This is a genomic window from Vibrio sp. 10N.222.49.A3 (assembly GCF_041475145.1).
In the GTDB taxonomy this organism is placed as follows: domain Bacteria; phylum Pseudomonadota; class Gammaproteobacteria; order Enterobacterales; family Vibrionaceae; genus Vibrio; species Vibrio tasmaniensis_A.
The window spans coordinates 38,628-52,944 of record NZ_JBFRVM010000023.1 but is presented as its reverse complement, the minus strand read 5'-3'; the positions used below and the strand labels follow the sequence as shown (position 1 = coordinate 52,944).

The following is a 14,317-nucleotide window of genomic DNA, read 5'->3' as shown; positions in this document are numbered from 1 at the left end:
ATTGTTTTTTGATGTGGCACTTTCAGATTAAGGGGAGAGATTGATTTATGGGCACAGACCAAAATTAGTTCCGTGGTTTGACCCTTAATGTATTCACCAATAACTAAAGAGAATATTTTATAGATGAGTATAATGGCGGCTTTCGATCTCAATAGAGCCGTGTTTTATGCTTGATAATCTTCGTATGGCCTTGAACGTGTTGTTCGTGACCATCAATACCGCAATGACTGCGTTTACCGTGAGCTTTTTTGGCCTCATCAAACTGATTCTTCCAATCTCTATTGTTCAAAAGTCATGTACTCGCTTAGCGAATTTCACATTTTGGTGTTGGGCTTCGCTCAATCTTTGGATGTTGAATGTGAATAACGATATCGAGTGGCAAGTTGAGGGCGGGGAAGACATCTCGACTAAGCAATGGTACTTGATGATGTCGAATCACCTCAGTTGGGCGGATATCGTGATCTTGTCTTCGATCTTGAAAGACAAGATGCCAATGACTAAGTTCTTCCTTAAGCATGAATTGCTGTACGTTCCTTTTGTTGGTTTGGCTTGTTGGGGCTTGGATATGCCTTTCATGAGACGTCACTCACGTGAGTTTTTGATTCGTAACCCTGAGCGTCGTAATGATGACTTCGACGCAATCAACAAGGCATGCACTAAGTTCAAATGGGCACCAACAACATTGGTCAACTTTGTCGAAGGGACTCGTGCAAACCACGAGAAACTGGCGACAGCGAAAACACCTTATCGACATCTACTTAAACCGAAAACAGGTGGTGTGGCGTTTGCTCTGTCTGCTATGGGCCCAATCTTGGATGGTATTGTGGATGTCACTCTGGCTTATCCAGAAAATCAAACTTCTCCATTTGAAGACATGCTGAAGGGTAAAATGACCAAGGTGGTGGTGCGTATTAAACTGCACCCAATGGATGAGAACGTGAACGGTAATTATTTTGAAGATAAAGCGTTTAAACGTCGTTTCCACAGTTGGTTGAATAGTACGTGGAAAGAGAAAGACGACTATCTTGATACGGTTTATGGGGTTGATACGCCCTGTGAGGTTGAAACGACTGATGAACCTGATGTGGCTTATAAGAAACAAGAACGGTAAGCTCATACCAAATCGATAGCATCAAAAAAGCCGATAGTTCATTGAACTGTCGGCTTTTCTATTGATTGGGCTTTGTCTACTCAAACAGTGCAGTCAGTGCTCACTATGTTCTAAAGCGCTAAAACAAGGATGGTCAAAGAGTGAGGAAGTTAAATCGCTTGGTAAGCCTCAATGATGTGCTTAACCTGACTGGTTTTGCCTTGCTTCTCTTGTCCTTGATGGATGCGCAAGTAGTGCTGCAATGTTTTGGCTTTGTATTGCAGTGATACTTGCTTCTGTTGTTCACAGTTCGGAGTCCAGATCTTGTCGCCGACGCTTGATATCTCAGTTACCGTTCGGTTATTGCCATTTTCATCTAGATTTTTGTCGCTTTCACCTTGGTTATTGCTGACCAATAAAATCTCGTAGTAACGACGGTTCTCTTCAATTAACACTTCATCAATAAGACCAAAATTGATCGCCTTTAAATGATTTCTTAGCTCGAACTGCTGATGAACCGGGCAAAGCAAAAAATCGATCGCTTTGTCTGGATGCTTACAATGAATATCGTCGACGAGCTTTTGTGTTAGATCGCCTCCCACACCCGCAATAATGACTAGATGTCTGCCAGTGTGCTTTTCCAATGGAATCGCTGCGACATCCAAGCAGTAGACTTGCCATTGGCTAGTAACCTTTTGCTTTGCGGTTTCACCTTGGGGAAAGTAACGCGTTAGTTTGCCTTCCAGTTCATTCATCAGAGAAGGGACAATATCGACAAAATGAATCTGCGGTGCTTTGTGGTCAGATAATAGCTGAACACCCAAGAAGCCGTGATCACAACAACAGTCCCAAATATGTTGGTAGTCATTACTGACAAGGGAGTGGAGAGTTTGCAGTCGGTTACTTAGCTTCATAAGGCTCGTATCGTTAAAAAAGGGTATTGTTGTATCGAACGCGCATTGTAATGACTTTCCATAAAAACAAAAGCACCTAGGGGATTAATCCTAGGTGCTTTTTCGTTATCGGTATCGTACCAATCGGTGTGATACGAGCGTGTTAGCTAATGTCTACGACGCTTTGGCTACGCCTCTAATGTGACCTTCTACTCGATTCTTTCCAAGTTGTAGTGCGATAAGCTTTGCTTGTTCCGCAAGGGCTAAAGCAGAGTCTGTTTCGCCGTCTATTTGCGAAAACCCGACGCTGATACTGAGTGACAATGTGATATCCGGAGTGACTATGGTTTTCTCTGCGATGCTGACTCGACATTGTTCCAATTGGTGCTTGGCATCCTTCGCATCATTCGCTTTGAATAAAACGGCGAACTCCTTATCCCCAACTCGAGCAAGGCAAAGCCCTTTTGGCTTAGGGAAGTAAGAACGCATCGCTTCTGCGGCGAGCTTTATCATCTTGTCGCCAATCGCTTCACCGTAAGCTCGATTTACGTGGTCAAAGTTATCGATATCGAGCAGAGCTACATAGGTATCGGGTTCGCATGCGTGGTTGTCGATCGCGATGTTAAAACTACTTTTGTTGTCTAACTGAGTCATGAGATCTTTACTGCTCAATTGATGGTGGAGCAGTAAGTTAGACAACGAGACTTCCGTGTAATCTTTGATCATACGTAAAATACTTTGACTGATCGGCAAGGGCGCATTGACGTAAATCACCGCGATTAGCTGGTTACGAGAGTGCAAAGGGATACAGTAGTGGCGTTGGAGTATTTTGAGTTTACGTGCCAATGGATCTGCGTATTTGCTGCTTCGATAAGCCATGGTCTCGGGAGCAAATCGCTCAGCAAGGGCTTTGTCAGAATGTACCCTTGATTTGTTTCCATGATAATCGATGGTACTGAATGAGTGGCTCTCTGCTTGATAAAGGCAGAATTGAATGCCTTTTTGATAGGTAAAGCTATTGAATATGGCTTTTAACTCTCGTTTAAAGCTGGCGAGATTATCAACTTTATTCAGTTGAGATAACGACATGTTCAAGCGGTGAGCTAGGTAGTGTGCGCCAATCCATAATAGAAGCAGTGACCCGAGTACCACGCCAGTTAGCGTAAATTGGTGTGAGCTGGTGAGTATGTCGTGACGATCAGTGCCCGAGACGAATACCCAGTTTAAGCTGTTGTCAGCATCAAATACCGTTATTTTGAAATTATCTTGATAGTAGTATTCGTGTTGGCCGACGGTCTCACCTTGAGAGAGTTGGTGGCTGATGCCTGCATGATAGCTGATGGATTTGGAGCCAATGCGTTTCGGATCAGGATGGAAAACCAGTCGTTCGGTTGCTCTATCAACCACAAATACATAGCCACGGTCTAATGTCTTTAAGTCTCTCAGGCCTTGTGTGGTATGCAAAAGGTCAAACTCAATCCATATTTCTTTGTTCAACTTTTCCGTCGTGTGTTTGATCGCGAAAACCCAACGACCATCGGGTTTTTGATAGATAGAAGAGATGTAAAAACCTTCTACAACACTATCTATTGGATTCCACTGGATGGCATTGATCTGCTCATTAGAAAGAGGCAGGCCACGAGTTGAAATATATTGTTGGGATTGAGGCTGGTATTGAACAATATCGGAGAAGTTAGGTGTTCTCTTAAGAATATTGTCACTGATGTCCCTGAATTTTTGTTCACCGACGGGGCCTGATGTAGATAAGCTTAAACTGGTTTCCAAAAAATAGAGTTTGCCGAATGTGGCTTCGATGTTGGAATTGATGATGGAACTTGCGATACGAATATTTGATAGTGATTGTTCTTTTGCTGTCGTTTCTACTTTTTCAAGTTGAGCTGCAGCAAGGTAGAGCATCCCTCCAGTTAATAAAATAATGTATGGTTTAAAAAGCCGAATTAATGTTTTAGGTAAAGCCATGATATCCAAAGACGTTATAGATTCATTTTTATAGTACGGCCATACTAAACAGTTTTCGTAATCACATCAATGCAAAATGTTCCATATAAAAAATTGAGTTTGTGACGTTCAGCTAATAAAAAAGCCAGTCATAAACATAACTGGCTTCTATGGCTTCGCGTGTTCTATTAAGCTGATTTGGCTTTTAACCTAAACCTAATCAGTCTTGTTTGGCGAATAGTGCAAAATTGCCATTGAAACGGGAGATAACAGCATTTCACCTTCGGCATGACCCGGTTTCACGTTTCTCAAGTTGGTATCACAGATGGTTCCCCAGTCTTGTTGACGGTCACTCGGTAAAGAAAATCGAGCAGGAGCGTTGGTTTGGTTGATCAGATAAATCAACTCGTCGCCATCTTTGCCGATGCCTAAATGTAAGGCTACAGAGCTTAAACGGTTCCAATCATCATGTTCCATGATTGTGCCATCAACACGGCTCCAGAATATACGGTTAGAGTTACGTTTATCGCCACTGAACGCTTTGATAAACGGCACCATGTATTGCTGACGTGCGGAGATCATCTCAGATAACCAAGTCTTGAAATAAGCCTTACGCTCGGAATCTTCCCAGTTGAGCCAGCTAGTGACGCTGTCTTGGCAGTACGCGTTGTTGTTGCCATTTTGAGAATGAGATAACACATCGGCCGTCAAAATATGTGGAATACCGAATGCAAATAACAGGCTAGCCATGAAGTTACGCTTTTGCTTTTCGCGTGTTGCGATAACCAAAAGGTTTTCTGTGTTGCCTTCAACACCATAGTTTTCAGAGCGATTATCACCGTGTCCATCGCGGTTGCTCTCACCATTTTCTTCATTGTGCTTATGTTTATAAGAAACAAGATCTTGCATGGTGAAACCATCATGATAAGTGATGTAGTTGACGGTTAATTTGTACGGCCAGTGTGCGGCACTGTAGATGTCACGAGAGCCCATTAAGCGAGTCGCAAACTCTTTCAAGTAGCCTTGGTCGCCACGCCAGAAGCTACGAGTGATATCTCGCAGCTTATCGTTACACTCATTCCACCCCAACGGAAAATTGCCAACTTGGTAGCCATTTGGCCCGATGTCCCATGGTTCTGCTATTAACTTGGTTTCTTTCAATACCGGATCTTGGGCGACGGCTTTGAAGAAAGCTGCCTCAGGATTGTAGTTATCACCTTCCCGCCCCAGTGTTGCTGCCAAATCAAAACGGAAGCCGTCGACTTGGAACTCACTAACCCAGTAGCGCAGTGTATCCATGACTAAGTTCAGTGCTGGTTGGTGGGTGAGGTCGACCGTATTGCCACAACCGGTGAAGTTCGCGTAATGACAGCCATGCTTAATGTAGTAGCGGCTATCCAGTGCTTTTAGGTTGAAGGTTGTACCACCTTCACCGCCTTCTGCAGTGTGGTTGTAGACGACATCGAGAATGACTTCGATACCGTTGCGGTGCAGTTCTCGAATCGCGGTTTTGAGTTCACTAACGGCGTCTTTCTCTGCGTAGCGTGGGTCTGGCACCATAAACAAATATGGATTGTAACCCCAGTAATTCACTTTCCCCATATCCAATAGGTGGGGTTCATGCATACATGCAGCAATGGGTAAAAGTTGTAGAGAATTGATGTTTTGCTGTTTATAGAATGCAAGCATTTCGGGACTAACTAACCCCAAATAACGGCCTTTTGTATTGGTCGCGACTTCTGGGTGAAGTTGAGATAGGCCTTTAACATGGGTTTCGAAAAGAACGGTCTCTTCGCGGCTAATACGCGGCTTTTCGACATCTTGCCAATCGAACGTATCATCAACTACGAGACACTTCGCCATCGAAAAGCTTTTTTCATTGGTATATGGCGTTGCGTAATCGAGCGGTTCGCTTATTGCTTTAGCGTAAGGGTCGGAAAGTAAGATCGGGTCATTATCAGTTTCAGCAATGAAACCGTATTTTTGTCCCGCTTTAATACCATCAACAAATACATATCTGATATCAGCGTATTCATTTTCCAATTTATAAGTGGTGAACTCATCGTTCTCGTCAAAAAGAGCGAGAGAAAGGGATTTACAGTCAGGGGAATAAATTGAGAAGTTACAGCCAGTGTTACCTAGCGTTGCGCCTAGTGGATAAGGGCGAGCGAGCGTTCTAGTCATTGCTTGATTTCTTGTTCGTTTATCAACATCAGTGAACTATTAGTAAAAGGCTTTGTCCCATTAAGGTCAAGCAACTTCATAGAATAAATTTTGTTGAAAAATAATTCATCGATGAAGTTCAAATTATATATTTGAAGTAGATCTCACTTATGCTGAATAATTAGATCTGTGTGCTGTCTACTCCTCCTAGATTAAGTGATCCAACCCTTTAAAATACCATTCTGTATAAACTCTACTCCCTTCTCATCCCCCTTAATTTAGTTCGGGGTGGAGGAAGTCAAACTTGTCATCCCCTCTTAATATTGGCTCCGTTGAAACGAATCAGGGGAAACCCTAAACCTCTCTATCTTACGCCCACCATTACTGCCTTTGGTTGTCGCAAGAGAGCAAAAATATAAAACCTAAAATAAATCGTCCTTAATGGAGTTAAGAATGAAAAAAGTAAGTTTGATTGCTGCTGCAGTGGCTTCTGCACTTGTCGCTGGTTCAGCGTTCGCAGAAAATGATGTTGCACTTGATGTAACAAGTGGTGACTCTTCAATGGAAGTAGAGGTGAAAAACCCTACTGACGTTATCACTGACGGCTGGGAAGTTCACGGTTACATGTCTTCTAACGTTCGTGTTGTCGACGGTAAAACAGTAGACACTGAATTCGGTAAGCCAGATTACAAAACAGCGGGTACTCACGGTAAGAGTACTAACCAAGTTGAATTTGTAATTAAGAAGCACTCTGAGTACCAAAATGGTGTGTGGGCCGACTACGTTCTTCGTACTGAATATGGTAACGGTAACTCATACGCTTATTCTTCTGAAGGCGGACAAAAGAAGAATGATGATTCTCAGTTCGAAGTAAAAGAAGCTTTCGTTGAGCTAGGTGGCATTTTAGGTGAAGACACTTCTATTTGGGGTGGTCAACGTTACCTAAACCGTGCAGCAGGTCTTTTATCTGGTGAGTTTTGGAAACAATCATCTGGTATTGGTGCAGGTATTCAAACTAAGCTTGCAGGACATACAGCTGGTATCGCTTATGTAATGGCTGATCCTGATGCAGGTTCTGCAGATTCTTACGCGATTGACTGTAAACAAGATGATGGCACTACATCGACAGATCCTAGTAAATGTAAAGTCAAGAAAGATGGTGCAAAAGAAAGACAGACACTCTCTTCTATTGACTTGTACTACTACGGCGTGGATGCGGGTATCGGCAGCCTAGACTTTGACTTTAAATATGGTCAGCAAAACATCAATGGCGGTGAGAACGAAGACGGTATCGGTGCAGCTGTAACGCTTAATACAAGTTACTATGGCCTAGACGGTTGGACTCAAAACGTAATTGCTTACGGCTCTGGCGTAATGAAAAACCGTGGTGTTAACTTCGGTGGTTGGTCTGGTGGCGGTGATAAAGAAGAATCACTATTCTTGACTTCTTACGGTGTGCTTAACATCTCTGAAAAATGGCAGTTAGGTACGGAAGCAGTGTACTTTACAGCTCTTGACCAATTGTTTGGTGCTGACGGTTTGACTCGTTACATGGTTGCTGCTCGTCCTTCTTACAAACTGAACGACAACATTCGCTTAGAAGCTACGGCTTCTTATGCACATGAAGAAGGTGATGAAGGTTACTGGAATCGCACTGGTGATGCTGTAGAGAGCGATATTCTTAACCTAGAAATTGCAACTGCATTTACAGCGAACTCTGACTACTTCGGTCGTCCACAAGTTAAGCCTTACATTAGCTACATTAAAGCTGATGATGAAGCAAGTGCTAAACAAATTGGTATCGATAACGGTAAAGACGAATTTGTATTCGGTGTACACACTGAAATTTGGTTCTAAACCGTTTAAAGTATAAGGCAGCCATTGGCTGCCTTTTTCCGTTTCCCCCCAACAACAACCAATAGTGAGAGAGATTACAATGACAAATAAAAGCTCTATGTTAGCCGTGGTACTAGGTGCCTTGCTAAGCGGTTGTGCTTCCGATGCTCAGGTTCAAACTAAACTCGATGCACCCACTAATGCAGAAGTATGCTGCAGCGATTTTTCGCAGTACCCATACGCACAATTGAATGATAATGAAGATTTAAAGTTTGATATCGACTTGGGATCACCTGTCGGTACATTTACAACAGGTAATAGCCACTTTGCAGCGTTCAAGTTCAGCGAGCGCTCAGGGGAGATGGTCGTTAAGCTATCGAGCTTGATGATCGATGATTCAGTTTTTGCTCCAGAAGCCATGCTTCTAGATGAAAACTTTAAGCCAGTGCAAACATTGAAGTTTGAAGACTTTAAGGTTCAGGCATCCGACGCTTTTACTCGCACGAGTTACATTGAACGCTTGCGTATTGATGCGAGCAAGACACCTTATATTATTATCTACACGCCTGCTGATGAGCTTGGCAATAAGGTGAAAGTTGATCACCCAGCAAAGGTGCGAGCAAAAGAATTTGGTGAGGTGATGCCTATGGTCACCGATCCGGTATACACCAATCAATTAGGTGGTCGTTTAGAGTTAGAAATTAAAACTTTAAAACTTCGCCCTTACCGTGCTAAACCTGCCGTAGCGCCGGTCGTTGCTGTTGCGGCCCCTGCCACTCTGGCAGCGACTGCAACAGCTGTTGTACCTAAGAAAGCAGACACGCAGATACGTGTGCAGCAAGAGACAAAAGACTTCTATTTGTCTGCTATACAAAATGCGGTGAAGTCAGGTGATATACCGAAAGCTTTAGGTTTGTTAGATGAAGCGAAGGCGCTTAATGTTGAAGGTGCACAAGAAGCTTTTGTGCGAGCCGTCAACGCAAAATAGCTTATTAGCTTATTAGCTTATTAGCTTATTAGTTAGCTTAATAACTTAATAGATTAGTAGGCTTAATGGCTTAGCAGCCCAGTATCTTAGTCGCTTAGATAGAGATAGAGATAGAGATAGAAATAAAGATAGAAATAAAGATAGAACGCTCCTTTAAAGGGGCGTTTTTTATATCTGAATTTATAGACACTTCAAGTTTAGAGGTCGTTATGCAATCTGAATTGATTATTATCGATGAGTTCTTTATTCCACAGTTGAATCGAACTCGAACGCTCCGCATTTACCTTCCTGCGGGGTATCACCAAACAGAGCACGCTTATCCTGTCTTATACATGCATGATGGACAGAATGTCTTTGAGAAGTCTACAGCGACGTATGGGATGTGTTGGGACGCACAAACGACACTCGATGAGATGCAAAGGCTCGGTAAGTTATCCGGGTTAATTGTTGTCGCCATCGACAGCAGTCATGAGCTTGATGGCATGGAGCGTTACAATGAGTATTCGCCTTGGCGCGCTAACCAAGAGATAAAAGAGTTGGGTGTTGGTGATGAGCTACTTAAATTTGGTGGTGAAGGGGACGAGTATATAGCGTTTATCTGTCAAACATTGAAGCCTTATATAGACCAAACATACAGAACAAAGCCGAACCGAGAGTTTACATACCTTGCTGGCAGTTCAATGGGCGGGCTAATTAGCTTATATGGTGGCTCACTGTACCAGAATACCTTTGGCGTGCTTGGGGGTTTCTCTCCGGCGTTTTGGTTCAATAAACCCTCATACTTCGAGTATATGAAAGAGTTTAACTTTCTGTCTCCAATGAAAATATATATGGATATGGGAACGAATGAAGCTCGTGAAGAGGCAAGCGTAGATTTTGCTGACGTTTATCTGAGTGGTTCAAGGGCAATGAACACGTTACTCACTCAAAAGCCGAACGTGACGCTGTTTTATCAAGAAGGACAAGGTCATCAACACAATGAACTGGCTTGGTCGTTGCGATTCCCGGATTTTATCGACTTTATTTTTAGACAATAAAAGAAGGCCTAACTCCGTTTTGTCTTCGTAACCGGTGTATTAGGCCTGCTTTTTTATCGCTTTATAGCCGTATCACTTTATACGTCTATAAAGCGATAGGCTTAGTATCAGCAAAGCTAGTCCTTGGCTGCTGACAATTTTTGCTTATTGCGCTTGTTCAACAAGTAGTCCTTGCTCATCAAACTGTTGTGTTGCCTTGCGAAGTCGGGCTTGGCAAACTGTAAATCGCGTAAGATGGCGTTATTTGGCTTTGGCTGAATCTCAAACTGCGCTTGTTTGTCGTTAACCGTGACCTGTTGTTGGTGACTGTCGATCATGATCTCCAATGATTGTGTTAATGGTGTCGAGATGACGGCAACAGACTCATGGTTTATGTCTAGCGTAAGCACCAATGTGATTTCGGGACTTACCGTATCTTCTCGATTTGACTGAATCTTGTAGCGAGAAATACCACGCTCAGATTCAAATGACAGTCGTAGCTGGTTTCCTTGACCAAAAGGCAACGAAGCCACTAATTCGCTCCAACAACTTGGGAAGTTTGGTGTTAGGTGTATCTGATTGTCCAATAAGCGTGGGCAATATCCCAAATAGTCCTGTTGCGCGTTACGAGCGTATTCTGAAACGGACCAGGCTTGAGCAAACGTCCCTGATTCTACAAGGTCGCGGTCACTATCTTGGAAAGCGTCTAAATTCTCACTCATTGTCCCTCTACAGCCTTGTGTAAGGATCTGTTTTGCCAAGTTTTTGGATAGTTGGTAACTGAGATCTTGCTGCTTAAACTTATTGAGCGCCGTAATGGTAAAGCCCGCATTCCACCCCCAGATCGTCCCGTTGTGATAAGCCGCGTCTTTGTGGTACATGGCTTGATTGTCGTGATAAGGATGAAAATCGACATGCTCTTGTTGCAACGAGCAGATCCCCCATGGAAACAATAGCGTTTCGACCGCGTTCTTGACGATGTATTGCTCTCTTTCATTCTGATTCAGCGGACTTTTCTGAGGAATTGAAATCGTCATCAACTGATTCGGACGCACGCTATAATCAGGCACATCACCTTGCGATAAATGGTCGGCTAGGCGATGGTTTTTATCATCCCAAAATTTAGTGGCGAAATTCTCTTTCACTTTTCCGGCTTGGATTGTCCAGCTCTTTTCTGATTCAGAGTCGCCCACCAGAATAGCGAGTTGAATCGCGCAGTTTAAGCTTTCAAACCACAAAGCTTGGATGTCATTGGCTTTAGGGCCGCGAGGAGACCAAGGTGTCATCCCATCAATTTTTGCATCCATCCACGTATCAGGGTGGCGATGTGCCATCAGACTATCTTTATTCAAATAATCTTCATTCAAGCTATCTTCATTCAAGTAGTGTTTTTCGACACCCGTGATGAAACGCTTGAGAGTAGGGTAAATGGCCTTAGCGAACGCCACATCGCCAGAGTAGTTGATGTACTCAAGGGCTTCACGAATCATCCAAGGAGTGCCATCGGTGGTGTTATAAATGATGTTCGTTTTACTCGTCACTCGATTCGGAATTCGCCCGTAATTCGCGGAATTTTCGTCGAGCATCTGCATGGACGCAAAGTTTTCAATGATCTCTTTTGCTTCACTAAACAGCCCATTGACCAAGCTTGTGCCCGACAAGGCGATAAAGGTGTCGCGCCCCCAACAGTCCTTAAACCAAGGTAAGCCAGCCCAAATGCCCGTGCCAAATTCATGGCTAACAAAGGTTCTGCTTGCAAGGCGTGACCACATGACAGCTTGGTTGTATTCAAGGTCGTTGGTCCACAAATAATTATTGGTTAAGAACTCATAAATCCGCTGTTGGTGAAGAACGTGTTCGTTATTTTTGACTGCTTGATTAACCAATGAGCTAGCGGTTTCAAGAGTTTCAGCAAAGCCGAGATAGACGACGAGTTCAGTTTGTTTATCTGACGTCGTGAGCATGAGTTTTGTATTGCTCTCTGAGAGCTGAACTAAGTCGCGAAGTTCAGGGTGAGCGTCTAGCGAGATCTCTCGTGCATGTACTGCATGATTGCTTGCGATGGCGACAAACCTTGGGCAGCCATCTGGGCAAACTTGAGGGTTGAGTTCTAAGACGATGTTTGAGTCTGAAATATGAACTTTAGAGTGCGTTGTCGGTATGTTGAGTTCTGGAATTAGGCTTAAAGCGCTCGGTTTGTTTGATGAAACCGTAAGCGATACCAGTCTAGAACCTTGAATCAGGTTCAGTGACTCGCGGCTATGATCATAGTGATGTTCAATACCATAAGGCGTCAGGCTGGCACGCTCTGCCTCTAACTTGTTATTGAACTTGCCGTCGATATAGCTGGCGAAGGTTCCCAGTATCCAACCTTGGTGGTGACGATATTTACCACCGTTTACATAGCTATAGGTTGCTCCATGATAGTAACCATCGACATTATCCCCAAACACAAACGGGAATGACTGTGTCTCTGAGATGATGAGCTTTTGGAATAGTTGGTCATGTGGCATTGCAAATTCAGGGTGTTGCCAGTGAGGCTGCGACTCTGCTACCTCTATCAGATGTGTGTTTACAGGCTCTCGTTTAGGTGTTGATAGATCATTGTATTCCCCTTTGGTTACGGTGACCGTTGGCGTCGAAGAGCTGAATTGCACTTTCAAGGAGTATTGACCAGCGACAGCAGGAGAGAGCAGTAGATCATTGCCAATGCCTTGTGTATTGATAAGCGGCATTGCTTGTTCCAATTCGCAGAGTGTGGCTTCACTTTCATGCCCTGAAAGTGTCCATTGCTTGGTGCCATCTGAATCCGAAATTTTGAAGCGGTAAAGGTCGGTAGATAAGCATAGGTTTGCTCGATAGGAGCCGTCTTGCTCTTTGAACAATGGGGTGTCTAACCCCCAACCATTGAACGTACCTTTTAGGTAAAGAGTAGGGATTTGCATAGCGAGTTGATTTCCAAAACAAAAAAGGCACAGCATGCGCTGTGCCAAAGGACAATAGGATATTAATATTAGGAACGGTTATTTGGTAATTTGTTTCGCTGCTGTGTCTAGTGCTTCTCTAACGGTTTGCTTACCCTGCATTGCGTTATCGATAGCCGCACCTTCCGCGAACCAGTAAGCGGTCATTTGCGGGATGTTTGGCATGATTTCACCGTTTTCAGCATTTGTCATGGTTGACTTGATGCGATCATCGCTCTCAAGAATCTTTTGGAATGATTTTAGTGTCACCGCGCCAAGAGGCTTGTCATCATTCATAGTTTTCAGAGCGTCGTCTTGGAATAGGTAGTTTTCTAAGAACTCGACAGCAAGATCAGTATTTGGACTCGCAGCATTGATACCCGCACTTAGGATTCCAACAAATGGGTTACCTTTACCGCCATTTAATGTCGGCAGTTCAGCAACGCCATAATTAACACCAAGCTTGTCTAAGTTACCCCAAGACCAAGGGCCATTAATGGTCATCGCCACATTGCCATTGGTGAACTCTGCTTCTGCGACTGAGTAATCCATATTCGGGTTAACTACCCCTTGGTTTACCATATCAACTAAGAATTGAAGGCCGCGAACACCCGCTGCATTGTTAACACCTGTGCTTTTAGCGTCATAGCCTGTTGCTGTTTTTTCAAACGCGAAGGCACCACCAGCAGAGATCATCGGCCATGTGAAGTACGCATTTTTCACATCCCACATGATGGCTTTTTTGTTTTGCTTAGCCATCTCTTTCTGAATGTCAGCAAGCTCTTCCCATGTTTTTGGTGGGTTTGGAAGTAGGTCTTTGTTGTAGATTAGAGAAGGTGCTTCGATTGCTAGAGGGTAGCCCACAACTTTACCGTTGACTGTCACCGCATCCCAACTGAAGTCGACAAGCTTTTCTTTGAATTCTTTACTTGGATTAAGTTCGTGAAGTAGCCCTGATTCTGCGTAGCCACCAAAACGGTCGTGTGCCCAGAAAATGATGTCAGGGCCGCCGCCAGTTGCTGCGTGTTGTTGGAATTTGGCTTCCAGTGAATCTGGGTACTGAACGTTAATTTTTACACCGGTATCTTCTTCGAATTGTTTACCAATTTCAGCAAGACCGGCATAACTTTTATCGCCATTGATCCAGATTGTGATTTCACCTTCTTCCATAGCAAAAGCCGGTGCATTGAAAAGAGCAGCAAGGGTACAAATAGACAGTGTTTTCAATAGAGGTTTCATAGTTTTATTCCATATTAAGAAGGTTATCCATAACGATAATCACTTCTATCAGTTCTTATTATCTGCTGAAAATAATATCGACTAATTTAGCCTTTGAGAAATAGGTAAACGCACCTTTGATATAGTAAAAAGCTATAGCAATGCCGATACAGTGCTGTTTTACAGGCGAT

9 protein-coding genes are annotated in these 14,317 nt (G+C 43.6%); 4 read left to right on the top strand and 5 right to left on the bottom strand.

All coding sequences use genetic code 11. The features are described from left to right. Positions 1–166 precede the first annotated feature (166 nt). Positions 167–1,111, top strand: a complete 945-nt coding sequence (locus tag AB4589_RS04170; protein WP_372099464.1) for an acyltransferase — start codon at positions 167–169, stop codon at positions 1,109–1,111. A 149-nt stretch (positions 1,112–1,260) separates the two neighbouring features. On the opposite strand, the gene AB4589_RS04165 is transcribed toward AB4589_RS04170, so the two are convergent. The 3 genes from AB4589_RS04165 to glgX form a co-directional block, all read right to left on the bottom strand. Further along, the gene (locus tag AB4589_RS04165) at positions 1,261–2,004 is read right to left on the bottom strand and encodes a tRNA (adenine(22)-N(1))-methyltransferase TrmK (protein WP_372099462.1); all 744 of its coding nucleotides are present in this window, start codon (positions 2,002–2,004) and stop codon (positions 1,261–1,263) included. A gap of 153 nt (positions 2,005–2,157) precedes the next feature. Beyond that, on the bottom strand, positions 2,158–3,900 hold the full coding sequence (locus tag AB4589_RS04160; RefSeq protein ID WP_372099460.1) for a diguanylate cyclase domain-containing protein: 1,743 nt from the start codon (positions 3,898–3,900) through the stop codon (positions 2,158–2,160). A 258-nt stretch (positions 3,901–4,158) separates the two neighbouring features. Next, a complete protein-coding gene (glgX, locus tag AB4589_RS04155; protein ID WP_372099458.1) occupies positions 4,159–6,126 on the bottom strand; it encodes a glycogen debranching protein GlgX in 1,968 nt (655 codons plus the stop codon). Between the two features lie 432 nt (positions 6,127–6,558). On the opposite strand from glgX, the gene AB4589_RS04150 reads away from it, so the two are divergent. The 3 genes from AB4589_RS04150 to AB4589_RS04140 all read left to right on the top strand — a co-directional run bounded on the left by AB4589_RS04150 (position 6,559) and on the right by AB4589_RS04140 (position 9,966). After that, a complete protein-coding gene (locus tag AB4589_RS04150) occupies positions 6,559–7,962 on the top strand; it encodes a carbohydrate porin (RefSeq protein ID WP_012600159.1) in 1,404 nt (467 codons plus the stop codon). Between the two features lie 79 nt (positions 7,963–8,041). Continuing rightward, entirely contained in the window at positions 8,042–8,929 is an 888-nt protein-coding gene (locus AB4589_RS04145; protein WP_372099456.1) for a MalM family protein, read from the top strand. A 209-nt stretch (positions 8,930–9,138) separates the two neighbouring features. Further along, positions 9,139–9,966, top strand: coding sequence for an alpha/beta hydrolase (locus AB4589_RS04140; RefSeq protein ID WP_372099454.1), 828 nt, complete (start codon positions 9,139–9,141; stop codon positions 9,964–9,966). Positions 9,967–10,082: 116 nt separating this feature from the next. Here the strand turns inward: AB4589_RS04140 and AB4589_RS04135 are convergent, their stop codons facing one another. Further along, positions 10,083–12,938, bottom strand: coding sequence for an amylo-alpha-1,6-glucosidase (locus tag AB4589_RS04135; RefSeq protein WP_372099453.1), 2,856 nt, complete (start codon positions 12,936–12,938; stop codon positions 10,083–10,085). Positions 12,939–12,968: 30 nt separating this feature from the next. Continuing rightward, positions 12,969–14,147: a maltose/maltodextrin ABC transporter substrate-binding protein MalE gene (malE, locus tag AB4589_RS04130; RefSeq protein WP_009845865.1), complete on the bottom strand. Its 1,179-nt coding sequence runs from the start codon at positions 14,145–14,147 to the stop codon at positions 12,969–12,971. Between the last annotated feature and the right edge of the window lie 170 nt (positions 14,148–14,317).

Bases quoted from the DNA above. Each gene is read 5' to 3' on its own strand.
- malE (WP_009845865.1), bottom strand. From the start codon at position 14,147: ATGAAACCTCTATTGAAAACACTGTCTATTTGTACCCTTGCTGCTCTT.
- AB4589_RS04150 (WP_012600159.1), top strand. From the start codon at position 6,559: ATGAAAAAAGTAAGTTTGATTGCTGCTGCAGTGGCTTCTGCACTTGTC.
- AB4589_RS04140 (WP_372099454.1), top strand. From the start codon at position 9,139: ATGCAATCTGAATTGATTATTATCGATGAGTTCTTTATTCCACAGTTG.
- AB4589_RS04165 (WP_372099462.1), bottom strand. From the start codon at position 2,004: ATGAAGCTAAGTAACCGACTGCAAACTCTCCACTCCCTTGTCAGTAAT.
- AB4589_RS04170 (WP_372099464.1), top strand. From the start codon at position 167: ATGCTTGATAATCTTCGTATGGCCTTGAACGTGTTGTTCGTGACCATC.
- AB4589_RS04160 (WP_372099460.1), bottom strand. From the start codon at position 3,900: ATGCTCTACCTTGCTGCAGCTCAACTTGAAAAAGTAGAAACGACAGCA.
- AB4589_RS04145 (WP_372099456.1), top strand. From the start codon at position 8,042: ATGACAAATAAAAGCTCTATGTTAGCCGTGGTACTAGGTGCCTTGCTA.
- glgX (WP_372099458.1), bottom strand. From the start codon at position 6,126: ATGACTAGAACGCTCGCTCGCCCTTATCCACTAGGCGCAACGCTAGGT.